This window comes from Butyricimonas synergistica DSM 23225 (assembly GCF_000379665.1).
Lineage (GTDB): Bacteria > Bacteroidota > Bacteroidia > Bacteroidales > Marinifilaceae > Butyricimonas > Butyricimonas synergistica.
Window position 1 is genome coordinate 318,876 of record NZ_KB903368.1, and the last position, 26,023, is coordinate 344,898.

The following is a 26,023-nucleotide window of genomic DNA, read 5'->3' on the forward strand; positions in this document are numbered from 1 at the left end:
TAAAATGAGTTTATGAAAAGGATATATATTTTTTTATTGCTTGGGCTTCTTCCGGTCGCTTCTTGTAGTGATTTCTTGAAAGAGGAGGATAATGACCAGGTTATCCCGCGTACCGCGGATCATTTCTTGGAGGTGCTGCACCGGGAGGCTGTTATTCAGAATATGACGAATTACACGACGGAGTTCATGACCGACGATATAGAGGAAAACCGGAAGACGTCGACGAACGAGAAGAACTTGTACAAGAGCCTGTACACGTGGCAGAGAGATGTCGAGGTGGACGGAAACGGGGATAAGTCTACCGTGAATAAGTATTGGGAGATATTGTATCGCCTGGTGTTGGTCACCAATTACGTGATGGAGAATATCGACAAGGCGATAGGCGAGGATAACGCAAAGGCTTTCGTGCGGGGAGAGGCGTATTTCGTGCGGGCTCGTTCTTATTTCGAGTTGGTGAACCTGTATGCCAAGCATTACGATGCTGCTACTGCCGCATCTGAGCCCGGGGTGCCAAAGCGTTTGGGCACGGGAGTCGAGGAAACGTACACGCGAGCCTCTGTCGGCGAGATTTATAACTTGATCGAGTCGGATTTGAAAACCGCAATACAGGAGTTCGAGAAGAGCGGGTTGAAGAAGTCCTTGTGGCACCCGAATGCGGCGGCGGCAAAGTTGTTGTTGTCGAGGGTGTACCTCTACAAGTCCGATTGGGACAATTGCATCGAGTATGCCACGCGGGTCATCAACACGACGGGAGGAATGTTGTGGAACCTGAAGGAACACCAGGGTACTTTTGTGAACACGACGAATCCTGAGATTCTGCATGTTTACGGCGAAACGAGTTCTTTGGTCGGGTCGGGCGACTTGGCTACGCCTCATATTTATGGTTCCATGAATGTCACTTACGGCGTGTCTTCCGATATGCAGGCGGCATTCCTGAAAGGGGATTTGCGTGCCGACTTGTATGTCAAGACGGTGATGGGAATGGGTATTCCCGCCAAATGGCTGGGGTCTTTCACGGACTTGGGTGGTTTTAACTTCCGGGTGTCCGAGGCGTATTTGAATCGTGCCGAGGCGTATGCTGCCAAGGATATGGATGCCGAGGCTTATGCGGACGTGAAGAAATTGGTCGAGAACCGGGTGAAAGATATGAGCGTGATCTCGATACCTTCGAAGGGGGTGGATTTGAAACGGTTTATCTTCAACGAACGCCGCCGGGAGTTGTGCTACGAGGGACATCGCTGGTATGACTTGAAGCGGACAAAGTTGTTTGCCAAGCAGATCGACCATAAGTTCACGCTGGTGAATAGTACCGGGGGAATCACGGGTACGGAGATTTATATGCTGTCACCCAACGATCCCAATTACGTGTACCCGATTCCCCAGGGGGAGATGGATCGTAACGGGGCGATGGAGCAAAACGGGCGCGTGGATAAACTTCCGATAAAAGAGGATTATTAAACGGATAATTGAAAAGATGATGAAAAGATATAGCTTGTATTTATTGATCGGGATATTTTGTACGCTTTGGTCATGCAGCGATGACGAGGATGTCACGCCTTCGTTGAAAGACGAGGATCGGCTGGAAGCGTTAATTGATAAATCGAACGCCGGTGTTATGGCTTTCAAGGAAAAATACGGAACGTATATATTGTACCAGTTCGACCAGTTGAAGGACTTTGCTTACCAGTTCGAGCAGGCGGCTACCTGGCGCGAGGCGAAATTGACTTATCTGGAAAAAGAAGATGTGCCGGGTGCCATCACTTTCTTGGAGGAGTATATCTTCAATTGCTACGGGGATACGGTGAAGTTGAATATGTTGCCCCGTAAACTTTTGATATGCAGTAAGGTGTACGGAGAAATGTTAGGAGTGTCAAAACCGAACGGAGAGAAAACCGGTTTGCATGACGCTGTGGCGAACATGAATAGTTTCACGGTCGCCGGACTGGATCGGGCTACCTTGGCTACCATGTCCGCGGAACGTCGGGACGAGTTTGTCCGGCAGATACATTATATCTTCTTGGGTGGGTATATCGTGAACGTGCAACGGAATATCTTCGTGGAAGAGCTGTTCTTTGACCCCGCTTCTAAATTGTACGGGACGAAGATCGAGCGGGAAAAAGGAGAGATTCTTCCGGCTGAATATTACATGAGCCGCGGATTTTTCCCGATCACGGACAAAGAACAGTATTACTACCCGCTTCAAGTGGAGGATTTGAGTACGTTCGTGGAGCATCTGGTGAAGATGGATGAAGAAACGAGAGAGGCTGTCTGGAACCAGTCTGTCATGCGTACTAAAATGCAGTATGTTGCTAAAAGTTTAAAAGCTATGGGGGTGGATATCGCCAAGATAAACCCGCTGGCAGAGGATTTTTTGTAAAATAGAATACGTGTAACTTAATTAAAGTACCAATTTAAAATCAATGAATTATGAAAAAGTGGAAAAATTATTTGTTGTCAATTTTGGCTATCGCCGGTTTTGTTGCTTGTTCGGATGATGATCCCGGGATGGCTCCTGTTATTGATGGAAAAGACGTGAGTATCGAGATTAAAAGGGATACGGCAGATGTTTACAAGATCAGCTTGCCGATTACTTCAGAGGAAGGTTTGTCAAAAGTATCGTTGATTGATAATGCATCGAACAAGGCTATCGACGAGCAGACTTCTTTTTCAAATCCGAACAATCATACTTATACTTACGATTTCGACCTTACCCCGTACACGGACAACACGGTAGTGATGTTGACCTTGAAGATCGAGGATAAAGCCGGACAGGTCGTGAACAAGAAAATCTCGCTGACGGTGAAGAAGTTTTCGGAGCTGGACGTGCGGTTTGCGGCAGAGGGAACGATGAGTACTTGGTTCGAGAATTGTAATGTAAAATTAACCGTAGTACGCGGATTGATTCCGTTGAAAGAATTGCAAATATATGTAGGTGAAACGTTGTCTGGTACCTATGATTTAAGTCTTGATGCAGAGCAATCTAAATATGATTTAAATGTTCACGTGGAAGGATTGCAGGATGGGGATAATACGGTGAAAGTTGTCGTTATTGATAATAAAGATCAGAAGTTTGAGAAATCAATCACGATTAGTAGAACGGGACAGAAGACATGGAAGGATTTGGCTGCAGTGGGAGTAGGTGGACTGTCTCCTTATGGATCGCTTCCAATTAATTTTAATGCTCCAGATGATTTCATGGGTGAAGGAGGAGACTATCCGGAGGATGGAAGAGTATATAGAATTGGAATGATGGCTAGTAATATGATGAGTGGATATTATATTAATTTTGAATATGGAAATAATGATATGGTATCTAAAATAACTTATAATTATATGAATATGGCGGGAGCGGGAAGTTTTATTGAATATAATTATGAGTACAATAATAATGATGAAGTTACGAAAGTTACACGTTCAGAGGATGGTGGTAATTTAAGTGATTACGTTACGAATATTGTTTATGAGAGTGGATCAATTGTTAGTTATAAGATTGAAAATGAAGAATATATTCCCCAATATGTAGAAAAAGAGGGTGAAATGGTTCGGGTAGATTTATTAGATGCTGATTTATCAGGATATACTTGTGATTTTGCCACGAAGAGAGGAAATCCCTTGTATATGGATAAATTACCAGCTTTAATTCCTTTGGATTTTAATGGATTAGACTTTAGCTTATTCTTCTATAATCCCTATTTCTTTGAAGCAGTGAATGATGGAACAACTGTAAAACAGACTTATATTGTTTCAGATATTATTTATGATTCGGAAAAAGAAGTAAATAAACAAACGATTACCTGGATGAAAGATGAACAGGAATTGTCCTTTATTGTTTTCTATAATGAATAAATTAAAATCAGTTTTTCCGGTCAATAAAGACCGGAAAAACTGATTTCTTAATTTAATAAGAATTAATATGAAAAACCTATACTATTTATCGCTTCTTCTCCTTTGCGTGGCTTGCGGACCGAAAGCGCCTACAAACGAGCAATTGAAGGATTTATGCAGGAATGCGGCGTTTGCCGTGGCGGATCAGCAGGAAGAAGCAGGTAAAAACAAAGCCTTTCAGGAGGCTGTGGAGAAGAGTGCGAAAGAATTTGATATAAACAAGATTACAGCGGAACAGGTTCATTTTGTTTTTCAGGAAGGGAGTATTCCTTTGAATGGATACTTAAGGAATTGGTTGGCTCCGGTGTTGGATGAAAAAGCAAAGCAGGAGGGGAAGGAAGGTGCGGCGGCAACTTTTTATCGTTGGAAGTATTTGCCTTTAGCCGACGATTACAACGAGGGGAAAAGATTAGAGAAAGCAGCTTTTAAAGCGGTAGTGTTACACCCGATGATGAAAGATTTCCTGTTGGAGAACGGGGAAGCCATGACGGATGTGATCAACGGGTTAGCCCAAGTAAGAGGTGACGGATGGATGGAGTTAGGCATTTTAGAAAATGTAAAATCCTTGTTGGATTTGACCTTGCCCGAGGAAGCGGTATTTGCTTCGATGGGGGTATTTAATACGGCTTTCACGGCGGAGAACGTTCCGGCGGTAGAAAAAGATGGGATTCGGCAAAAAGTGTTGAAGCAATATACAACCTTGTTAGATAATGAGCGTTACGCTAAGGGAAAAAGACGGGAACGGGTGCAGGAAGGCATCGATTATCTGCAAGGTCCTTATGCAATGGGAACTTTGGTCGGCAATAAAGCCCCGGAACTGGATTTTATCTGGATCAGCAACGGGAAAGAGAAAAGTTTGGATGATTTCAAGGGTAAAATCGTCCTGCTTGATTTTTGGGCTACCAAATGTGCGCCTTGCTTGGGAATATTCCCGAACATGAGAGAATTGAAGAAGCGGTATGCTGGTTACCCGGTGGAGATTGTTGGGGTAACTTCTATCATGGGTTATCACGTGGATTCGAAGAACCATCGTACCGTTCCGACGGACGGGAAGCCCGAGTTGGAGATTGAGTTGATGCAGGGCTTCATGAAAGATATGGGCATGAATTGGCAGGTAGCTTTCGCCAAACAGAACGTGATGAACATGGATTACGGGGTGACGGCGATACCTCATATCGCGGTGCTCGATGCAAACGGGAACGTGCGGTATAATAATATCGACCCGTTCACGGCTCCATACCACAAGGCGGAGATTGTTGATGCCTTGTTGAAAGAGGCGGGTTTGCGTTGTCCTGCCGAACCCATGGAGAAAGTTGATTATAAGGAATAATAAAAAAGAATGATGATGAAAACGTATTTTTTGTATGTATTGTTGGTGTTGTTGGCGTGGGGGTGTGAATCGAACAAGGCAAAAAAAGTAGAATTGAAAGACTTGGTATTTCGTTGTACGGTCACGGAAGCGGAGAACGAGCCGTTGATCGTGGAAATTAACGGGAAAGAACAGGTATTTGAAGTACCGGCTGATGGCGTGGTGGAAATAAAGATTCCTCAAATTGCCCCGCAGTATTCCAATGTTACTTACGGGCGTAAGTTTTACCCGCTTTACCTGGCAGGCGGGGAGCCTGTTGAAATGACTTTTTCCGGTAACGTGGATGACTGGAAACGGATTTTCTCCGGCAATTGCAAGGAAATTAACGAGTATTTGTCTTCTTCCATCACTCCTTTTGAATCTTCTTTATTTTACAAGAACGAGGAAGCGTTGAAGGAAGAAACCGAGAAATTGATACAGATGAATACCCGTGCGCTGGAAAGCAAGAAGTTGTCGGCAGATTTCTCGGATATGGAGAAGGTACGCTTGCGTTATCTCGCCTATGCTTCGTGGAATACTTACCGGATGAATCATCGCTGGATGGCGGGTGTCGAGAATTTTGAACCGTCCGATTTGTACTATAACACGATGCAGGAATTAGCCGGGGAGAACGCCGATTGGGTGGGATTGAAAGAGTACCGCCGTTTCGTGCAGCGGGCAATCAAAACCCTTGCCACGAGAGGTACGGGGGAACAAACTCCGGAGCAGGTGATAGACAAAGAGATAGAGTATATCCTCGCGAACTATAAGGATTCCGTGTTATTGGGTGATTTAATGCACCATTTTATCCACGAGTATGCGACCGATCACGGCGTGGAAGGGAAAAAGGAACTGGTGGAGTATTACAAGCAATACGTGAAGGACCCGAAACAATTGCAGGATTTCGAAACCGTGTGCGCCACTTGGGGAAAAGTGCAACCCGGTTCTCTCTCTCCTTCATTCAATTTCCCGAACGCGAAGGGGGAGAATGTAGCCTTGGAATCTTTCCGCGGGAAATACGTGTATATTGATTTGTGGGCTTCGTGGTGTGGTCCGTGTCGTCGGGAGATTCCTTTCTTGAAAAAGTTGGAACAGAGGTTCAAGGGAAAAGATATTGTATTTGTAAGCATTTCCTGTGACCGGGAAGAAGAAGCCTGGCGTAAGGCTATGGAGGAAGAGAAAGTGTCGGGCATTCAGTTGTTCGTGAATGGCGACCTTGATTTTGCCAAATCCTACGTGGTTAGCGGTATTCCTCGCTTTATCCTGTTAGATAAGGAAGGGCGTATCGTTGATGCACATATGACGGCGCCTTCTGACCCGAAAACAGAAGAAATGCTTCGGGAACTTACCGGGCTGGAAGGTTGACGGGAAGTTCTATTCGTATAATTAGAGAATGAGTTATTTTGTATTCATTAAAAAATTGATTATGAGAAAATTATTTATTGGTTTATTGATCTCGTTGGTGTTTTGCGCGTGCCAGAAAAAGAAAGACGTGGCAGTTGAGGTCGTTGTGAAAGACAAGGCTTACGAGGGAGTGTCGTTTTATCTGACTAAAATGGATACCACTTTGCAGTTGAGTGCAGAGGGAAAAGCCTCCGTCGTGTTGCCTGTCGATGAACCGCAATATGGTATTGTTACTTATAAATGGAAGAATAAAGCGGTTTACCTGGAACCGGGCAAAGGGTTTACCCTGGTTTGGGATATGACCCCGTCCGGCTTGGAAATTGCTTTCGAGGGAGAAGATGCCGCAAAGAATAGTTACATCAGCGGGAAGGAATTACAGATTCCGGTGATGAGGGATTTTTCTTTGCCGGAAGATGAATTCCTCGCTAAGATGGACCAATACGTGGAGGACAACTACAAAGTGTTGGAAAGTAAAGGATTTGATAAAGCTTTTGTAGAGAAAGATAAATATCGTATCCGGTATGAAGTGTACGGTATTTTGTGGCAATATGCACGGGGACGTGATTGTTCCGAGGCATATTACGACAAAATGAAGAGTTTGATGGTCGAGGACGGATGGTTGTTGCAATTGAGCGGTTATACGAATTATATGCAAGGGGCTGTCGGGACGATCTCTAACCGGGGAGTTGACTTGGAGAGTGCGTCAAGAGAGGAGATCGTTATGAACGAGTTGAACTATATCTTGCAGAATATCAAAAACCCGAAAGTGAAAGAATTCCTGATCGGTACTTTTGCTATTGAGTATATCGATAGTGAAGGAATTGGCAGAGCGGACGAGGTAAAGAAGATATTTGAGGAAAATGTCACTGATCCGGTTATCAAACAGGCTTTTGCCCAAATATACGCGGAAGGGACGACTATCACGAAAGGGAAGAAAGCCCCGGACTTCAAGTATCTGGATATAAACGGGAAAGAAGTTAGCCTGTCGGATTTGAAAGGAAATCTGGTGTATATCGATATTTGGGCTACCTGGTGCGGTCCGTGCCGGGAGGAATTGCCCCACTTGCAGAAATTGGAAGAAGCGTTCAAGGGAACAAAGATTGCTTTTGTAAGTATTTCAACCGATAAAGACAAGGCAAAATGGGAACAGATGGTGAAAGATGAAAAAATGGGAGGTATCCAACTTCACACGGGAGGTGATGAGGCTTTCACGAATGCCTTCCGGGTAAATGGTATCCCGCATTTTATTCTGATCGACACAGAAGGAAAGATAATGGAAGCGAACATGAGTCGTCCTTCTGACCCGAAAACAGTGGAATATTTAAGTATGTATGCAGAACCGATAGAATAGTTTTTTCGTGATTATAGTGTGTGTGTTTGAGGGTGTGTCTATTTTGATGCACCCTCTTTATTTGTGAAATAAAAATTAAATAATATATTTGTGTTATTACTGGAATGGATACATGGTAAATGACGGACAAATTATCGAATTGTTAAAGGCGGGAAAACGAGAGGGCATGAATGTTTTGTTTGAACGCTATTATAAACCGTTAGTATTGTTTGCTGACGGGATGTTGCATGATTTGTCCGCGGCGGAGGATGTGGTTCAGGAGCAGTTGGTTAAGTTGTGGGAAGAGGCTCTTTACGAACGGATTCACGAGCGGGCGTTGAGCACCTTTCTTTTCACGATGGTAAAGAATAGTTGTACCAACCAGTTGTTGCGGCGAGGCATAAAGACCGAGCTGCTTGCCTTGCCTCATTATCAGATAGCCCAAGAGGAAGCACAGGAACTTGATCCCGAGGTGGTTCATATGGTGCGGAAAGCGTTGGATTCTCTTCCGGAGAAGACTCGCGGCGTGGTGGAATGTGTCATGTTGAGAGGGCGTATGTATAAAGAAGCGGCGGAGGAATTAGGTGTGTCGCTCAATACCGTGAAAACCTTATTAAAAATCGGGTTAAAAGAATTGCGCGTGCTGCTAAAGGAACAACGGGGAATGATATTTTTATTTATCTCTCGTTTTAGTAAGATTCTTTCTCGTTAGTTTAGTAGGTTCCAGAAAAAAAAATTATCTTTTTATTCACCCGCGAAAGAAAAAATCTTGTTTAACTAATAAAACAAACAAGAGAAAGCATGAGAATAGATGATGATATATTCCGGGATATTCTGGCTTGCTGGGGCGGAAACGCCACGGGAGAGCAGGTGAATCGAGTGCGGGAATGGATGGAGGAGAACGAGGAAAATCGACGGGAATACGAGCGTCTGTCCCGGCTTTATTACCGGTTGGGGTACGCGGAGCGTTGGGATAAAATTGATGTACAAACAGGGAAAAGCCGCTTGCTGGGACGTCTGTCAAGATCGGGAAAGCGGCGGATGGTACGTTACGTTTGGGGTGGAATCGCGGCGGCTTGCGTGATTATTGGCGTGATGGTTTTCCCGTGGGCAAGGGAAACGCCAGTGTCGAAATTGCCTTCCTTGAATTTAGCGGAGGTGTTATCCGGCAGTTCCAAGGCAACCTTGGTTCTGGATGACGGGCGAATGATCCCGTTGACGGCGGATACTTCTTTTCGGATGCAGGTGGAAGGGGCGATGGTGAAAGAAGACCTTGCCGCCGGGTTGAAATATGAGGTTTCGGATAGTTTGAAAGAAGTGCTGAAGCGTCAGCCCGTGGGATATAATAAATTGGTTGTTCCTCGTGGCGGGGAATACATCATGACCCTTGCCGACGGTACGCGGGTGTGGTTGAATGCCGAAACGGAAATGAGGTACCCGGTTGTTTTCGGAAAAGATACGCGGGAGGTTTACGTGAAAGGCGAGGCTTATTTCGAGGTGGCAAAGGATGCTTCGTGTCCTTTTATCGTGCACGCTTCGGGTGTGGCAACCCGAGTGTTGGGAACGTCTTTTAACGTGATGGCTTACGAGGGGGAAGAACGGGTGGAGGTTACTCTCGTGACCGGAAAAGTCGAGGTCGGGAACGCAGGGAATAAATGCTCGCTGGTGCCCGGGTGGCAGGCGGTGGTCGATCAGGAAACGCACCGGATCACCCGGAAGGAAGTAAATGTGGCGGCATATACCTCGTGGCGGAACGGGTTGTTCGATTTTGGGGAAATGACGCTGGAAGAGTTGGTCGTGAAGTTGAGCCGCTGGTATGACGTGGATTTCGTTTTCGAGAATGACAATGCACGGGGCAAGCGGTTCACGGGAGCTGTAAAGAGAAATAATACACTGGAATTCACGCTTCATTTTATAGAGAAGACTTCAAACGTGTACTTTAAGGTAGACGGGCGAACGATTCGAATTTATGAGAAATAAAAAAGACCGTCAGGTGTTCGTACCACCTTTCGGTCTGAATCAAGTTTGGTAACTTAAAATACAAATGTATGAAAAAAAATCCATTAATGGGGTTCGTTTTGTGGAAAAACGAACGCTGGAAATTATTCTTGGTTATGCGATTAGTTATTGTATTTCTGTTTTGCTTCATGTTAGGAGGATATGCTAGCAGCAATGCGCAATACCGCCTGAACGTGAAAATGGGAGAAACGACTTTTGACGAGTTGTTTCAGGAGATTCGTAAGCAAACCGGTTGCATCGTGGTGTATAACAGCGATGTGCTGGATAAGAACGCCAAGGTCGAGGCGAATTTCGGGGGAATAGAATTGACCGAGTTGTTGGAGAAGGTTTTGACCGGCAAGGGCTTGATTTTCGAGATCAACAAGGAGTTCGTGATTTTAATGAAAGCCCCGCAGAAAACCGAGGAGCAGAAGAAAATCACGATCACCGGAATCGTGAAGGATAAACGGGGAGAGCGGTTGATCGGGGTTACCGTGCTGGTGAAGGGGACGTCTATCGGGGTGGTGACGGATACGCTGGGTAAATACAAGATCACGTTGCCCGAACGTAAAGACCTTGTGCTGGTGTATTCTTTTATCGGGATGCAGAGCAAGGAAGTGAAGGTGACCGACCTGCGGGAGGTGAACGTGGTGTTGGAAGAGGAAAAGGTGAACTTGGAGGATGTTGTGGTGACGGGGTATGCCACGGTGAAGAAATCCAGTTTTACCGGTAATTCCGTGAAAGTGAATAAAGAAGATATCTTGAAGGTTTCTTCCAGCAATGTCGTGGATGTCTTGCAGGTGTTCGATCCTTCTTTGCGTATCATGCGTAACAACGAGATGGGATCGGACCCGAACACGCTGCCGGAGTTTTATATCCGCGGTCGTTCCGGTATCGGCGTGATGGAGTTGGACAAGGGGGATTTGTCGAAGTCCGCCTTGTCGAATAACCCGAATGCCCCTGTCTTTATTATGGATGGTTTCGAGGTGACAATGGAGAAAGTGTATGACCTCGACCCGAACCGCATCGAGAGCATCACGATATTGAAAGATGCGGCAGCCACGGCAATGTACGGTTCGCGGGGGGCAAACGGGGTGGTCGTGATCGAGACCGTAGCCCCGAAAGCCGGACGATTACAAGTGGATTATAGTTTCAACGGGGCGTTGACCGTGCCTGATTTGTCGGACTATAACCTGATGAATGCCTCGGAAAAACTGGAAGCCGAGCGCTTGGCGGGGTTGTTCGAGAGCGACGATATCGATAAGTATTACACGTTACAAAGCGAGTATCTCTCCAAGTTGAATAACGTGCTGAAAGGCGTGAATACTGATTGGATTTCGCAACCGTTGCGAAATGAGGTCAATCACAAACACAGCCTTTACGTGGTGGGGGGAAGCGAGAATATTCGTTTCGGTGTCGACCTGAAGTATGATAACCAGAACGGTGTCATGAAGGGGTCCGTGAGAAACCGGAAGGGGGCGGGGCTTTCGCTGGATTACCGGATTGGCGATTTCCAGATTCGGAATTATATCACGTATGACGTGGTGAAGGCGAAGAATTCTCCTTACGGGGTGTTCAGCGATTACACGAAGAAATTGCCGTATGACCCGATGAAGGACGAGGAGGGCAACTGGTTGAAAGCAACAAAGTTCTGGCATTCTGCGGCGACGAATTACGACAACCCGTTGTACGAGGCGGAATTATTGAAGAGTTTCGACAAGAACGGGTATGACGAGTTGATGAATAACTTGAGCCTGAATTGGTATGGGGCTAGTGGTTTGCAGGTGAAAGGGCAGTTTTCCGTGACGAAACGGGATTACTGGACGAAGACGTTTGTCGACCCGTTGTCGGCTAAATTCGGTGACGAGAGCGAAACGTTGCGGGGATCGTTGACCGAGTCAACGACGAAGGAGTTGTCGATGAACTTGAACTTGTTGTTTACTTACGTGAAGACGATCGATAAGCATAGCATGAATCTGACTTTGGGGTTGAATACCGTGGAAAACAAACGTAGTTATTTTACCGCTTCTTACTTGGGTTTTCCCTCGGGTACGCTGAATACGCCGAGTTACGCGGAACAGATCGTGTCGAAGCCTGGCGTGTCGGACAATCATACGCGTTTGTTCGGTTCATTTGCCACGTTGAATTATACTTATAATAATGTCTATCTTCTCGATGCTTCTTTTCGCCTGGATGGTTCTTCCGAGTTCGGTACGGACAAGAAATACGCTCCTTTCTATTCTATCGGGGTGGGTATGAATATCCATAATTACGAATTCATGAAAACCCAGGAGATCGTGAGCCAACTACGCCTGACGGCAACTCACGGGCAATTGGGAAAAACGAACTTTCCCCCGTATGCAGCCAAACATACTTACGGGGTGTCTGATAACTATTATATCACGGGAAACGGGATTTATCTTTATTACATGGGGAACGACAAGTTGAAATGGGAGAAGACGATCTCGAACGAGGTGAAGTTGGATTTGGGTTTTATGCAGGATGCTATTTTGTTGAAAGCGGCGTGGTATGACAAGAAAACGGTAGACCTGATTACCGATGTTACTTTACCGGCTTCTACCGGCTTCACCGTGTACAAGGATAACTTGGGCGAGGTGAGGAACCGGGGATTTGAACTCGACGTGAAGGCGGTTTTGTACAAGAGTAATGATATGTACGTTTCGGTATTCGGCAATCTGGCACACAATAGAAACAAGATTCTGAAGATTTCCGAGTCGTTGAAGGCTTATAACGACCGGGTTGACGAGAAATATGAAGGGTATAACGAGAGTGTATTCTCCCAACAAGACCCGCAATACAGCAAGCCGTTTATGAAATACGTGGAAGGGGGCTCGCTGACGTCCATCTTCGGGATGAAGTCTTTCGGTATCAACCCGAGTGACGGGCAGGAACTTTACTTGAAACGGGATGGGACGGTGACTTCGGAATGGGAGTCGCGGGAACAAGTGATTCTCGGCGACATGGAGGCAGACGCGCAGGGTGCTTTCGGGCTGAACGTGCAGTATAAGTCGTTCGCGTTGTTTACCTCTTTCCTTTATGAGTTCGGGGGGCAGGCATACAACTCCACGTTAGTGGAGAAAGTGGAAAACGTGGATGTTTACAACATGAATGCCGATAAGCGCGTGTTGACGGAGCGGTGGCAGAAACCGGGCGACGTGACCCGCTTGAAGGCGATACAGGATCGTTCGTTGACGACCCGTCCGACTTCCCGTTTCGTGCAGAATTATAACGTGTTGAACTTTAATTCACTGACAGTACAATATGATTTCAACACGTCGCTGGTTAGCAAAATCGGGCTTAGTATGCTGCGTTTGTCATTCAATATGAAGGATATTGCCAACTTTTCGAGCGTGAAACAGGAGCGGGGATTGAGTTATCCCTACGCGAGGACGTTTAACTTTACCTTAAATGCAAGTTTCTAAAACAGGTGATTATGAAAAAAGTAAGTTATATATTGTGGACATTCGTGCTGGCGGCGTGTTTGTCGGGCTGTAACAAATGGTTGGATATCGAACCGGAGAACCAGGCGAATGACGATAAGGTTTTCAAAGATTACGTGGGATTCCGCAACGCGTTGAACGGGATATACGAGATGTTGTCCCAGCAGGACTTGTACGGGCGGGAGATGACGTGGGGATTCGTGAGTGCTTTAGCTCAGACGTATGATGACACGGATTTGCAAAAATCGTACCCCGGGTTGGAAACTTATAACTACGGAATGGAAAAGAACAAGTCGGTGATTTCTACGATCTGGTCAAAAAGTTATAACGCGATAGCGAATTGTAATAAGCTGATTGCGGAGATTGAGCCGAAAGATTCTACCTTTTTCCCCAACGGGAGGATAGAGAAGAATATGATACTCGGGGAGGCGCTGGCGTTGCGTGGATTCCTGCATTTCGATATGTTGCGTTTGTTCGCTCCCGCGCCTTCGACGGGGGATGACGGGGCGTATATTCCTTATTTCAAGATATATCCCTCGAAGTACGAGGAGAAGAAAAAGACCAGCGAGATATTGGCGTTGGCGGAAGCGGATCTGAAACAGGCTCAACATCTGGTGGCGGAACTCGACACGTTGAAGAATGCGTTTGCCATGACGGGGACGATCCGGTTCGGTCTTTCCACCTCTGCCAGTATTGTAGACCGTTTCTTCGGGTACCGGGGATGCCGCATGAATTACCTTGCGGTGACGGGAATGCTGGCCCGCCTTTATATGTATGGCGGAAAAACGACAGATGCCATCCGGGAAGCCTCTATTGTCTACCGTTTTGCCACGCAAAAGAGTTTTGTCGCGTTCACGGACAGCTGGTATTTCTTCGCCCCGTACACGTACACGAAGTCTTGGGATGACATTCTTTTCGCGTTCCACGATCCGGAATTGATCGATAAGGTGGCAAAGTTCCGTTTGGGCACCGGACCCAAGATGTTGTTGAAAGGTGTGGACGCCATGTACGGCGACCGGCAGGATGGCGACGATTACCGCAAGGGGTTGATCGTCAGTGGTGACGGGGGACAAATTTCCCAGAAGTGGCTTGACGTGGGCGTGATTGCCGATTATGCCAAGCAGTATCCTTTGATTCCGGTGATACGGTTGAGTGAGATGTGTTACATTTTAAGTGAAGCATACTTGGAAAATAACGATAAAATAAATGCTATTTCCATGTTGAACTACGTGAGGGGCAAGCGGGGAGCCAAGCGGCAGATTGCCGCGGACGTGGACGCGGAGAACAACGAAGCTTTCAAGGCAAGGATACGGACGGATCTGATGTGGGAGGGAATGAAGGAATATTTGACGGAGGGACAAACCTTCTTCATGTTCAAGCGGATGAACAGCCCGATATTGAACGGTTCACAAGTGATCGTGATGGGAGGAAAATTTGTGCTCCCGTTGCCGGAGAATGAAGATATACATTAAAACCATGAGGAATATGAAAAATATTATATTATACTTGAGCATACTTTTCTTTTTCACAGCTTGTGACCGGGAGGATATCCCGACTTATGAAGCGGAAAACTACGTGCAATTCGTGTCGGCTTATCCCGATTCGGTAGAGATATCTTTCTTTTTTTACCCGGGGCAATTGAGCATGGAGATTCCTTTGGAGCTAAAATTGTTAGGACAATTGCTGCCGGAGGATTCCGATTTCAAGATCGAGGTCGTGAAAGAGGCGACTACCGCCGCCCCGGAATATTATACTTTGCCGGAGAACCCGATGTTCATCAAAAACAGCGTGTACGACGAGAAAAAGTTGGTTATTTATCATCCCGGTGAACAGAACTTGCGCCTGGTGGTGGAAATCAAGGGCGGAAGCAAATTGCTTCCAGGACAGACGATCTACACGCGTAAAGTGATTCGTTTCTCCAACGAGGTGTCCCGCCCGAAATGGTGGGATCAGGCGGTGGTGGAATCTTTCCTCGGCACGTATTCCCGGACGAAATTCGAGAAGCTGATCGAGGTGACCGGCGTGGGTGATTGGACGGATCTTACGCCCGACCAGCGGTTGTCACAAGCCCGTAAATTGTTGTACCATTTGCGGGAAATGGAAACGGCGGGAACTCCCGTCAAAGACGAAAACCAGTTGAATATGACCGTCACCGTGATGGGATAGTAATTTAAAATCGCGATGTAATGAAAAAGATATATATTTTTATAGTTCTGTTGACGATGGCAGGATTGTCTTCCTGCCTTGACGATAAGGGGAATTACGATTATAAAGAATCCCGTAAAATCATGATCTCTATTCAAGCTCAGACCGTGTACTTGAACGACGAGGCGACGTTTTCCCCGACCATCCGTTACGAGGAGGGTGCCGATACACTGGATTACTCTTTTGAATGGAAGGTGGATAAGGAAACGGTGTCCAAAGAAAGAGTATTGAAAATAAAAGCGGAGAAGATCGGGGGACGCAAGTTGCAACTCGTCGTGACGGACGATCGCAGCGGTGAAACGTATACGCAGATCACCACGATGACTGTTAATTCGCGGTTCCGGTCAGGGTTTGCCGTGTTGTACGAGAAGAACGGCAAATCATGTATCGCGCATATCAACCACACGGAACCAGTGAATGCCAGCACGGAATTTACCACTTACTACGAGTTGTACAAGGAAATGAACGGTGAAGATCTCGGCGAGTTACCCGTGAAGATGATCGAGCATTTTTATTTCGGAGGTTCTCCCGGTGAGATTTTAGTTATTCAGCGCGGGGGACAGGGAACGGTGGAAATCGACGGGAATAGTATGAAGAAAGCGATGTTGACTCGGGACGAGTTCCTTGATGGTAAAGCTCCTGCCAACCTTGAGGTGAAGACGGTGTCTTACCCGCAGTACACGAACGTGCTGTTGAACGGCGACGGGAAGATTTACACCCGTTTCTTCCGTGATCCCAATAAAACGGGATTCCACTCGGCGGCTTATAATAGTGATCCGGTTGTCCTGCCCGGCAAGCCCGACTATAAGATCGCGGCGATTATCGAATCGGCATGGCAATATGCCAAACATATATTGTTATATGACGAACTGAACGGTAGGATGATTCACTTGCACTGTAATTATTACAACAACACGGAAGATTATCACGTGCTATGGAGTGAATCGGATTACCCGAAGGGTTTCGTGCCGTTGCACGACATGGGCGACATGAAACTGGTGTACGGTTCATCGTTCAGCAACCAGTACCAGGGGAGTTGTCAGCATATGTTGTTGCTAAAGAATGACGCGGGCGACTATGTTTACCAGACTTTCACGGTGCCTTCCCCGACTTACGCGAAGGATAGGGGAAAAGTGACGATCAGTTCCAGTGACGGCGTTTTCGATTTCTCGGGAGGGCAATATATCACGGAGAAAAGCAAGTTCTGGCTGTTGAAAAGTTCCGCGGGACGTTATTTGTTTTTCACGGGAGGTGCCGATAATGATAAACTCTATTACCACGACCGCAGTACCGGGGTGATAAAAGTGTACGCGGATTTCAACGGTCGTTCGATAGCAGCCCTCCACCCGATAAAGAATAACCAGCAAATGGGGCTGGGGATGGAAGACGGGGAATTCCTGTTGTATGATGTGACGGACGCCACGTTCATATCCGGACAACCGAAATTGATTAAAAGCATTACCGGATTCGGCGACCGCATCGTGGACGTGATCTACCGTTACGGTGCCAGCAGTTGGGATATGTAAAATAATGGAAAATTGAAAATGGAAAATTGAGAATGAGCTTTTCGTGCGTTTTACTTTAAACGCTTCATTTTTTCAGTCCTTTTGGGTGCAACGAAGAATCTTTCTTTATTGTATTTAGAATGGCGTGTGTTTTCATTTTCCATTTTCAATCTTCAATTGTCTTGTATTGTATAGAACTAAAACAAAGTGTATGAGAAGAAAATTATTTTTCTGTGTGATTATGATGCTGCTTATTCCCTTGACCATGACGGCAAGAAAGAAGAAAACAACATCCGAAAGTAAAGAAGTTAAAAAAGAAACGGCTTACGAGAAGCTGTTTAAAGGTAAGGCATGTGAAACGAAGAAGGGGATGATTACCTTGCACAAAATGGAAGGGAAGATTTATTTTGAAATTCCCTTATCGTTGTTGGGAAAAGAGATGTTGATCGGTTCCACGATAACCGCTATAACCGATAATAATTTCGGCAGCGTGGGGGAGAAGCCTAAAATGCCGTTGCACGTGACCTTCATGAAAACGGATTCTGTCGTTAGTTTGTGTGAGTTGTCATCAGGTCATTATACACCGGATGCCAATATCGCCAAGCGGTTGGAAGAAAGCCATCGCCCGGCTATCATGCAGGTATTCCCGGTAAAGGCGTACTCGGCGGATAGTAGTGCCGTGGTGGTTGATATGACGGATTTTCTGCTTAGTGACGAGGAACGGTTGAACCCTTTTACCTACTGGGCTCCCGCGACAATTTATCCCCGTCAGTTGCAAAAAGTATTTCAAAAGAATAACTCACAGATCGAAAGCGTGAAGGCTTTTGACGATAATATCAGCGTGCAATCAGCATTGACTTATACGGTGTCGGTAAGGGACCAGATGCGGTTCTATTATTACCAGATGCCTTTCACGGTAGTTATGACTCGCAGTTTTATCCTGTTGCCGGAGGAAAAGATGCGTCCCCGTTTGGCTGATCCCCGGATTTCGATTTTTTACCAGGGAAAAATGGAGTTCGATACCCGGAACAGGGGAATGGAGGGACGCTATTACGCGCAGAGGTGGCGTTTGGAACCGGTGGATGAGGCGGCTTACCGGCAAGGGAAGCTCGTGGACGTGAAAGAGCCGATCGTCTTTTACGTGGACGACGCTTTCCCCGAGAACTGGAAACAGGCGATAAAAGAAGGGGTGGAAGTGTGGCAGGATGCTTTCGAGAAGATCGGCTTGAAAAATGCCATCGTGGCAAGAGATTTCCCGAAAGATGATCCGGAATTCGATCCCGATAATTTGAAATATTCCTGCATCCGTTATTCCCCCTCGTGGATAGCGAACGCGATGGGACCCTCGTGGACAGACCCCAGAACTGGGGAGATTATCAATGCTTCCGTGTACTTGTACCATAATCTGGTGAAATTGGTGCAGGATTGGCGTTTTATCCATACGGCAGCGGTAGACCCGGACGTCCGGCGTAAAGTGCTTGACCCGGAAACATTGCACGATTGCATTCGTTACGTTGTTTCGCACGAGGTCGGGCATTGTCTGAGTTTTATGCACAATATGTCGGCATCGGCGGCTATCCCGGTCGATTCGCTGCGTTCCCCTTCTTTCACGCAAAAGTACGGGACGACTTATTCCATCATGGATTATGCCCGTAACAATTACGTGGCTCAGCCCGGCGACAAGGAACGGGGAGTACGTCTGACTCCGCCTCGCCTCGGGGTGTATGATTATTACACGATAAAATGGTTATACACGCCGCTTCCGGATGCTAGGTCTTCGGAGGAAGAAGTGCCCACGCTGGATCGTTGGATCAGCGAGAAAGCGGGTGATCCGGCTTATCGTTACGGGATGCAGCAATTCGGCGGGCGACTGGACCCAAGCTCGTTCGAGGAAGATTTGGGGGACGATGCAATGAAAGCGGCAACGTATGGAATAAAGAATCTGAAATACATCCTGGCAAATTTGAATGAATGGGTGGCAGCGGACGATAAAGATTATACCTTCCGCCAGAATATTTACAACGAGTTGATATACCAGTATTTCCGTTATCTGAATCACGTTATATACAATATTGGCGGGATATACATCAATCAACGGTATGACGGTGATCCCCTGCCTTTTTACGAGCCGGTTTCCCGGGAGAAACAAGAACGGGCACTGCGTTTTATGCTGGCACAACTGAAAGATATGGACTGGCTGGATGCACCGGGAATGCAAAAGACCTTACCCTTGATGAAAAACATTTCGGGCGATCTGGAAAATGCTATATTCCAGGGAATCATGTCTAGAGTCGGCGCTTTATTCCTGTGTATGGAGAAGACTGACCGGGATCACTATACCCCCGGAATGTACATGAATCAGATATTTGACTTTGTCTTTGCCCCGACACGCCAGGGGAAAATCTTGACAGGAACGGATATGCGTTTGCAAACTAAATACTTGTCCCACCTGATCACGGGTTCTAAAGTTACCGTAAAAGGCATGGGGGGACAGTCTATGGCACTCGTGAACGGGCTGGCTTTGGAAGTTCCCGAGTATATAAAAGCGAAAAGCAGGGAGGTATATGGCGTCCTGCCGGTAAATAGCGTGGGAATTTTCACTAATCAGGAAGTGTCCGGCGAGGCTTTATTGCCGGAAGAGATTCAGGGATTTGGGGCGGCTTACACGACGGGACCCATGCAGACTTCCATGGAAGCAATTTATTTCGATATATTGAAAAAAGCCCGAGCCTTGTTGAAAAGCAAGATAAACACGGGGTCGGAAGAGACTCGTATCCATTATAAATTGTTGATTCATAAATTGGATCAAGCTTTGGAATCATAAACTTTAAGTTGTATAGCATGAGAAAAATAGCATATATATTGTGCTTGTTGCCTATTCTTGTCGGCGTGATGGGTGATGTTTACGCGGTAGGACGGAAGAAGAAAGAAAAGGAGCAAGCGAAAGAAGAAATGAAATCCGAATATCAGAAATTCTTTGAGAATAAAAATGCGGAGACGGTGAAAGGGTTGATGGTCGTTCACAAAATGAACGGCAAAGTGTACGTGGAATTTCCGCTTCGCCTGTTGAACCGGGAGATGTTGCTGGCATCGTCTATCGCGGACATCAGCGATAACGGGGAGGGAGTGGTCGGACAGTTTGCGGCAGAACCCCAGACCGTGATGTTTACCCGGAACGGGAACACGATCAATGCCCGGATGATTAAAGTCGCGAAGGTGGAGAACCAGCAAGATCGGGAGCCTGTAAAGAAAGCGATCGAGCAATCTGCCATGCCGGGTATCACGCATAGTCTTAAAATAGAGGTTTTCACCCCGGATAGCAGTGCTGTCGTTTTGGATATGACCCCGTTCTTTATGGAACATACCGTGCACACGAATCCTTTTTCTTCCTATGCGGCAAATTCGAAGTGGGGCTTCGTTTACCGGGATCATAAGTATCGCCCGGAGAGAGGTATGTTGCGTGGAATCAAGGCAAACGGCAATAGTATCGCGGTAACCTGCCAGTTGGGGTATGACGTGGATTATATCATTATCGGGATGTTTTTGGGATCACGGGATTTGAAAGTTTCAGCCACGATTGATAAAATGTTGCTTCTGTTGCCGGAAGAACCCATGATGCCTCGTTTGGCTGATTCCCGCGTGGGGGTGAGCTTTATACCGAGGGCGAGTTTTGAAGACGGGCAGCAAGGATTGCAACCGTTGTACCTGACCAAGCGTTGGCGCCTTGAACCGGAAAACCGGGATAAGTACGGTAAAGGCGAACTCGTTGCGCCGAAGAAGCCAATCGTGTTTTATATCGATTCACTCATGCCCGGAAAATGGAAAAAATATATTCGGGAAGGCGTGGAGGAATGGAATAAGGCTTTCGAGCGGATCGGGTTTAAGAATGCCGTTCAAGCGAAAGAATTTCCGAAAGATCCCGCCTTTGATGCGTTGGATATAAATCATTCCGTGATCCGGTATGCCCCCACCTCTTCCTGGATGTATAGTCCGCAAAATTCCATGCATGTCGATATACGTACGGGAGAGATATTGAATGCCTCCATTTATATGCACCACAATATGTTGAGCACTTTTTATCGACTTCGGGTTATCGCCACGATGGCAACCGATCCCGAGGTGCGGGCAACAGAACTGCCCGATCATGTCATGGGCGGAATGATCCGGAATTACATTACACGGGAAGTGGGTGTTTGCTTGGGGTTAGCCAATAATTATAAGGCATCGTCAGCTTATCCGGTGGATTCTTTACGTTCGGCATCGTTTACCCGGAAATACGGGTTGAGCCCTTCGGTCATGGATGATGTGCCGTGCAATTATGTTGCCCAGCCGGACGACGTGCGTGATGGTGCGTGTTTGACCCAGAACGGGATAGGTGAATATGATTATTTCTTGATAAAATGGTTGTATCAGCCGATTATGGATGCCAAGACGTCCCGGGACGAGCGTGCGACCTTGGATCATTGGATAAAGGAGTCGCGAGAGAATCCCTATTGCCGTTTTGGGCGTGATCCCTTTATAATTGCAAGTGTCGATCCCGGGATACTTCCGGGTGACCTGGGGGACGACCAGGTGAAAGTCATGAAATATAAAATCGCGAATTTGAAAATCGCTTACGCGAATTTTGACAAGTGGTTCGCGAAGAATGATAAGACACTTGATATGCGTAGTTACCTGTATAACTTGTTGTCGGTGAGCTTATCCGGGCAAGGCTTGAAGAATTTGGGCGCGTACATCGGGGGATTTTACGTGAACGAGGTGATGGCAGACGAGAATCTTCCCGCTTATCGCGTAGTGCCTAAAGCCAAACAGCGGGAAGTGATTCGTTTTCTGTTGGATCAGGCGAAAGATTTGTCCTGGATAGAGAGGAAAGATTTTATACGGCAGATCCCGATGCGGGCACCGCAAGTGAATGACGTGCGGGTGGATATTATAAACACGTTATTCTCCCGCACGCGTATGGTCGCCCTGAGCGCGGAAAAGTCAAAAGAAGGTTATCAGCCGGAAGAATACATGGATGAGTTGTACCGGATCGTGTGGGAGGGAACGTTGAAAAAGCGTCCGCTGGATAAGGTGGAACGTGATTTGCAGATGGTTTTTCTTGCCGCGGTCATCGCAACTTCAACGGTGGCAGACGAGGCTTCCGTGATTGATCCGTCGGCAAGAGCAAGTGCTTTGGTGTCTGTAGATTATGAAAGATTGAATCGTTTCTTGGAAGGGAAGAAGGAATTCATGCCAGAGCCCCCGAATGCGTTCGATAACAATTTATTACCATCTACCGTGGAAGGTTTTTATGCACAATATGGTTTTACTTCTAAGCCTTACCCGCAGGGACATCTGTTCTATCGGATGTTATTGAAAATAGAAACTTTGTTGAAAGAAACCGTATCTTCCAGTTCCGGAGATACCCGGTTGCATTACGAGTATTTGCTGTACAAGATTAAGAAATCGAAAGAAATTCAATAACGGGTTTTATGAATGACAATTCCCTCAAATACCCCTGTGCGGGAGTGGTTTGAGGGAATTGTTTTATTTTTATCGCAAGTCGATCACCTCAACTTCCGGGTGGGCTTCCTTGTCAAACCGGAAGAATTTCACATCGAGTTCCATCTCCGGTTTTTTCAGGCTCTTTATCATGATGATCACATCGTTGCCGTCTTTCCCGAAAGAGGTTACTTTCTCCACCATGTTCGTCTTTGTATTAATCCAAACCCCAATTCTGGAAATCTGTTTATGCTCTTTCTTCGGGGTCAGTTCGATATACGCTTTCCCGTCTTTCTCCTCGATCAATTTCTGGGTGAATTTTTGGTTATGGATGTCGAAAAGGATGGAAGGATTCAACATCTCTTCCTCGTTATTGTCCGGGTTTTTGATGTTTACTTCTTCCTGCTCGGGCATATAAGTGTATATCACTTCCCCGTCGAAGTAATTGATCACGTCCATGGCATCAATCCGGTACATTTTGTCTTTCATGTACGCTTTCCCGTGGTGCGTTTCCTGGATATTCTCTTCTTTATTAATCATCGAGAGGTCGAAGACCACCTCCACGGCAGGATATGACTTGATATTTTCAACCGTCTTGTCCAAAATCGTTTTTGCTTTTTCGTCCGTTTGTGCGGATGCGGATATGCCGGAGAGGGCGAGGATCATAAGTGTCAATATGTGCTTCATACTATTCATATTTTCGTGTGTAATTAATTGTATCGCGAATATAGAGAAAAAATTGCTACCTTCGTGCCGTTTTTTGAAAATAGGAGATGGATAAGGTAAAAGGAATCATATTCGCGGCGTTGTCTGCGGCTACTTTCGGGTTGATTCCGTTGTACGCCAACCAGGCGATCATCGACGGGGTAAATAATGAAACAATACTGGTATATCGATACGGGATCGCGGGCATCGTCTATGCTATATATTTGTTGATACGCCGCGTGGATATGCGGTTGTCCCGGGCGGAAACGAAAGAAGTCCTGCTGGCGGGCGTCGGGGGCTACGGGGTGACGGCTTTCTTCTTGATGTGGTCTTACCACTATATGCCCACGGGAGTGGCGACGGCAATTCACTTCTTTTACCCCGTTGTTGTGGCGATTCTGATGATGATATTTTACAAAGAACGCCTTCCCCTGGAAGTGCGGGCGGGCATAGTGCTCGCCATCTGCGGCGTTTACTTGCTATCGTGGACACCGGGAGACGTGAAATGGTGGGGATTATTCTTCGTGCTCATGTCCACGGTGACTTACGGTTGTTATATCACCGCATTGAACCGTCCCGTGCTGAAAGCGATGAAGCCCGACGTGTTGACCTGCTACGTGCTGTTATTCACGGCTGTTTTCTACGTGATCGTTGCCTTGCTACAAGGGAAACTCGAGTTTGTCACGCGTCCCCGCTTCCTGTTGGATATGACACAATTGGCGATATTGAGTACGATCGTGTCCGCCCGCTTGCTTGTTGCGGCAGTGAAATTGATCGGTTCCGTCCCCAGCTCCGTGCTCGGCACGCTGGAGCCGATTACCGCTATTGCCGTGGGGGGTGTCTATTTTAGGGAGCAATTGACTTATGTGAACTATATAGGTTTATTCATCGTGATAGCGGCAGTACTTGTTGTCGTCTGTCGGATGAAAAAGTAAGTCAAGAACAAACTTTATGAACGCGAGTGATTGTTTCTTTCGTATTTTAGTTAAATTTGCGGGAGAATTTGACCTTTTAAGAATGTAGATATGTTGTTATTTATATCGCTGAATTTTTCTGCAATAGCCGATATTTTGTTAGTTGCCTTTATATTTTACCAGGTTTACAAGTTGGTGAAGGGAACTGTCGCTATAAATATATTCGCCGGAATTTTCACTTTCTACGTGGCTTGGTTATTGGTCAAGGCATTGAACATGGAGTTGATGTCTGACATCCTGGGACAATTTATCGGGATGGGAGTGATCGCCTTGCTTATCGTGTTCCAGCAGGAAGTGCGGCGTTTTCTGCTCTTGATTGGTAGTAAATACAATCTGCAAAACATATTCAACCTGGAACGGCTTTTCACGAAAACTTCTATTAAAGACGAGGTGGCGGATGCTATCGTCCGGGCTTGTGATTATTTTTCGAAGACAAAGACGGGGGCTTTGATCGTGTTGTCCCAAAATTCGGAGTTGTTTAATTATGCCCAGACGGGTGTATTGCTCCGTTCTATCGTTACGGAAGAATTGCTTGAGAATATCTTTTTTAAAAACTCGCCATTGCATGACGGGGCTGTTATCATTGCCGACAACAAGATTCTTGCGGCGAGGTGTATTCTGCCCGTGTCTGATAATAATAATATACCGGGAAGTCTTGGGTTGCGTCATCGTGCAGCTATCGGGATGAGTGCCGCCACGGATGCCCATATCGTGGTGGTCAGCGAGGAAACCGGAAATATTACTTTCGTGAAGGATGGGCATTTTAAGGTCAGAATCACTCCACAGGAATTGAATAGTTTCCTGCATAATGATTTCTCGGGTTTTGTCGTGAATAAATAGTTGCCGGAAAATCTACAACGGGGTGTTCCCGGTGTAATCAGGGTGTAGTTTCGATGAAGATAGGGATCAAAGACGTTTCACCTTCGATACAAAGACGTTTCAAAGACGTTCGTGAACGTCTTTGAAACGTCTTTGTATTGTTTTTAAAACCTGTGTAATTCCTTTCTTTCCCGGAATTTCCCCGTGTTTATCCCGGGATCGTGTTACCCTGAAAAAAGTTTACTATAAACCGAAGTAAACCTATGTCAGAATTAATAAAATGTTTCGTTTTAATCTCGTTCAAAGATGACTTCATGAGGTAGGAATAACGGAAAAAACTTCACCCTCGCTTCATGATGATAAAAAGGTTGTTTTTTTAAGATATTGTTGTTGAGTTAGTTGTAAAAAAGTTACAAAAAAGTGGTCAAAATATTTGGAGAAGGCAATTTTATCGCGTTATCTTTGCACCCGCTTTCGAGAGAGAGAGTAAGTAACAAAAGATGCTGGAACAAGAGATTTGGAGGCTTTCAAAAAAAGTTTGAAAAAACTTTGAAAAAGATTTGGAAGTATGAAGAAAAACGATTTATCTTTGCATCCACTTTCGCTTCAAAAATGGAGTGATTGTGAAACAGAAAAGAAGAGTTCTTTAAGATATTGAAATGAACAACGTAGCGAGCGAGAATCGATAAACGGCGCGATGCCGTGATTCACACACATGACCCGGCCAGAATAATTTCTGAAAATAACTATTACAATGAAGAGTTTGATCCTGGCTCAGGATGAACGCTAGCGACAGGCTTAACACATGCAAGTCGAGGGGCAGCATGAGGTAGCAATACCTTGATGGCGACCGGCGCACGGGTGAGTAACACGTGTGCAACCAACCTCGTGCCGGGAGATAACCC

17 protein-coding genes and 1 rRNA gene are annotated in these 26,023 nt (G+C 46.2%); 17 read left to right on the forward strand and 1 reads right to left on the reverse strand.

The window, feature by feature from the left end; translation table 11 throughout:
* The first annotated feature begins 12 nt into the window (after positions 1-12).
* The 14 genes from A3CY_RS0115390 (at position 13) to A3CY_RS0115455 (ending at position 22,602) form a co-directional block, all read left to right on the forward strand.
* Positions 13-1,458, forward strand: a complete 1,446-nt coding sequence (locus tag A3CY_RS0115390; protein WP_018338831.1) for a RagB/SusD family nutrient uptake outer membrane protein — start codon at positions 13-15, stop codon at positions 1,456-1,458.
* 16 nt (positions 1,459-1,474) lie between these two features.
* A complete protein-coding gene (locus tag A3CY_RS0115395) occupies positions 1,475-2,377 on the forward strand; it encodes a hypothetical protein (protein WP_018338832.1) in 903 nt (300 codons plus the stop codon).
* A 50-nt stretch (positions 2,378-2,427) separates the two neighbouring features.
* The gene (locus tag A3CY_RS0115400) at positions 2,428-3,846 is read left to right on the forward strand and encodes a hypothetical protein (protein ID WP_018338833.1); all 1,419 of its coding nucleotides are present in this window, start codon (positions 2,428-2,430) and stop codon (positions 3,844-3,846) included.
* Positions 3,847-3,913: 67 nt separating this feature from the next.
* A complete protein-coding gene (locus A3CY_RS0115405; protein WP_026207736.1) occupies positions 3,914-5,215 on the forward strand; it encodes a TlpA family protein disulfide reductase in 1,302 nt (433 codons plus the stop codon).
* A 15-nt stretch (positions 5,216-5,230) separates the two neighbouring features.
* Positions 5,231-6,598 (forward strand): TlpA family protein disulfide reductase, encoded by a 1,368-nt coding sequence (locus tag A3CY_RS0115410; RefSeq protein WP_169503685.1) that lies wholly within the window; start codon positions 5,231-5,233, stop codon positions 6,596-6,598.
* Between the two features lie 61 nt (positions 6,599-6,659).
* Positions 6,660-7,988 (forward strand): TlpA family protein disulfide reductase, encoded by a 1,329-nt coding sequence (locus tag A3CY_RS23360; RefSeq protein ID WP_040371877.1) that lies wholly within the window; start codon positions 6,660-6,662, stop codon positions 7,986-7,988.
* An 88-nt stretch (positions 7,989-8,076) separates the two neighbouring features.
* Positions 8,077-8,679, forward strand: coding sequence for an RNA polymerase sigma factor (locus A3CY_RS0115420; RefSeq protein WP_240388169.1), 603 nt, complete (start codon positions 8,077-8,079; stop codon positions 8,677-8,679).
* Between the two features lie 89 nt (positions 8,680-8,768).
* Entirely contained in the window at positions 8,769-9,947 is a 1,179-nt protein-coding gene (locus A3CY_RS22190; protein ID WP_018338838.1) for a FecR family protein, read from the forward strand.
* 86 nt (positions 9,948-10,033) lie between these two features.
* Complete coding sequence (locus A3CY_RS0115430; RefSeq protein ID WP_018338839.1) at positions 10,034-13,408, forward strand: SusC/RagA family TonB-linked outer membrane protein; 3,375 nt, start codon at positions 10,034-10,036, stop codon at positions 13,406-13,408.
* Positions 13,409-13,419: 11 nt separating this feature from the next.
* On the forward strand, positions 13,420-14,898 hold the full coding sequence (locus tag A3CY_RS0115435; protein ID WP_018338840.1) for a RagB/SusD family nutrient uptake outer membrane protein: 1,479 nt from the start codon (positions 13,420-13,422) through the stop codon (positions 14,896-14,898).
* Between the two features lie 13 nt (positions 14,899-14,911).
* Complete coding sequence (locus tag A3CY_RS0115440) at positions 14,912-15,592, forward strand: DUF4843 domain-containing protein (protein ID WP_026207738.1); 681 nt, start codon at positions 14,912-14,914, stop codon at positions 15,590-15,592.
* Positions 15,593-15,612: 20 nt separating this feature from the next.
* A complete protein-coding gene (locus tag A3CY_RS0115445; protein WP_018338842.1) occupies positions 15,613-17,157 on the forward strand; it encodes a PKD-like family lipoprotein in 1,545 nt (514 codons plus the stop codon).
* A 190-nt stretch (positions 17,158-17,347) separates the two neighbouring features.
* Positions 17,348-19,960, forward strand: coding sequence for a zinc-dependent metalloprotease (locus A3CY_RS0115450; RefSeq protein ID WP_026207739.1), 2,613 nt, complete (start codon positions 17,348-17,350; stop codon positions 19,958-19,960).
* 17 nt (positions 19,961-19,977) lie between these two features.
* Positions 19,978-22,602 (forward strand): zinc-dependent metalloprotease, encoded by a 2,625-nt coding sequence (locus A3CY_RS0115455; protein WP_018338844.1) that lies wholly within the window; start codon positions 19,978-19,980, stop codon positions 22,600-22,602.
* A 69-nt stretch (positions 22,603-22,671) separates the two neighbouring features.
* On the opposite strand, the gene A3CY_RS0115460 is transcribed toward A3CY_RS0115455, so the two are convergent.
* Positions 22,672-23,307, reverse strand: coding sequence for a LolA family protein (locus A3CY_RS0115460; protein WP_018338845.1), 636 nt, complete (start codon positions 23,305-23,307; stop codon positions 22,672-22,674).
* An 86-nt stretch (positions 23,308-23,393) separates the two neighbouring features.
* On the opposite strand from A3CY_RS0115460, the gene A3CY_RS0115465 reads away from it, so the two are divergent.
* The 3 genes from A3CY_RS0115465 to A3CY_RS0115480 form a co-directional block, all read left to right on the forward strand.
* Positions 23,394-24,260 carry a DMT family transporter gene (locus A3CY_RS0115465; protein ID WP_018338846.1) on the forward strand — a complete coding sequence of 289 codons (867 nt, stop codon included), beginning with the start codon at positions 23,394-23,396 and terminating at the stop codon, positions 24,258-24,260.
* A gap of 90 nt (positions 24,261-24,350) precedes the next feature.
* Positions 24,351-25,139 carry a diadenylate cyclase CdaA gene (gene cdaA, locus A3CY_RS0115470; RefSeq protein WP_018338847.1) on the forward strand — a complete coding sequence of 263 codons (789 nt, stop codon included), beginning with the start codon at positions 24,351-24,353 and terminating at the stop codon, positions 25,137-25,139.
* A 730-nt stretch (positions 25,140-25,869) separates the two neighbouring features.
* Positions 25,870-26,023 (forward strand): 16S ribosomal RNA (locus A3CY_RS0115480); the annotation flags it as partial.

Bases quoted from the DNA above. Each gene is read 5' to 3' on its own strand.
- A3CY_RS0115390 (WP_018338831.1), top strand. From the start codon at position 13: ATGAAAAGGATATATATTTTTTTATTGCTTGGGCTTCTTCCGGTCGCT.
- A3CY_RS0115395 (WP_018338832.1), top strand. From the start codon at position 1,475: ATGATGAAAAGATATAGCTTGTATTTATTGATCGGGATATTTTGTACG.
- A3CY_RS0115400 (WP_018338833.1), top strand. From the start codon at position 2,428: ATGAAAAAGTGGAAAAATTATTTGTTGTCAATTTTGGCTATCGCCGGT.
- A3CY_RS0115405 (WP_026207736.1), top strand. From the start codon at position 3,914: ATGAAAAACCTATACTATTTATCGCTTCTTCTCCTTTGCGTGGCTTGC.
- A3CY_RS0115410 (WP_169503685.1), top strand. From the start codon at position 5,231: ATGAAAACGTATTTTTTGTATGTATTGTTGGTGTTGTTGGCGTGGGGG.
- A3CY_RS23360 (WP_040371877.1), top strand. From the start codon at position 6,660: ATGAGAAAATTATTTATTGGTTTATTGATCTCGTTGGTGTTTTGCGCG.
- A3CY_RS22190 (WP_018338838.1), top strand. From the start codon at position 8,769: ATGAGAATAGATGATGATATATTCCGGGATATTCTGGCTTGCTGGGGC.
- A3CY_RS0115430 (WP_018338839.1), top strand. From the start codon at position 10,034: ATGGGGTTCGTTTTGTGGAAAAACGAACGCTGGAAATTATTCTTGGTT.
- A3CY_RS0115435 (WP_018338840.1), top strand. From the start codon at position 13,420: ATGAAAAAAGTAAGTTATATATTGTGGACATTCGTGCTGGCGGCGTGT.
- A3CY_RS0115440 (WP_026207738.1), top strand. From the start codon at position 14,912: ATGAAAAATATTATATTATACTTGAGCATACTTTTCTTTTTCACAGCT.
- A3CY_RS0115445 (WP_018338842.1), top strand. From the start codon at position 15,613: ATGAAAAAGATATATATTTTTATAGTTCTGTTGACGATGGCAGGATTG.
- A3CY_RS0115450 (WP_026207739.1), top strand. From the start codon at position 17,348: ATGAGAAGAAAATTATTTTTCTGTGTGATTATGATGCTGCTTATTCCC.
- A3CY_RS0115455 (WP_018338844.1), top strand. From the start codon at position 19,978: ATGAGAAAAATAGCATATATATTGTGCTTGTTGCCTATTCTTGTCGGC.
- A3CY_RS0115460 (WP_018338845.1), bottom strand. From the start codon at position 23,307: ATGAAGCACATATTGACACTTATGATCCTCGCCCTCTCCGGCATATCC.
- A3CY_RS0115465 (WP_018338846.1), top strand. From the start codon at position 23,394: ATGGATAAGGTAAAAGGAATCATATTCGCGGCGTTGTCTGCGGCTACT.
- cdaA (WP_018338847.1), top strand. From the start codon at position 24,351: ATGTTGTTATTTATATCGCTGAATTTTTCTGCAATAGCCGATATTTTG.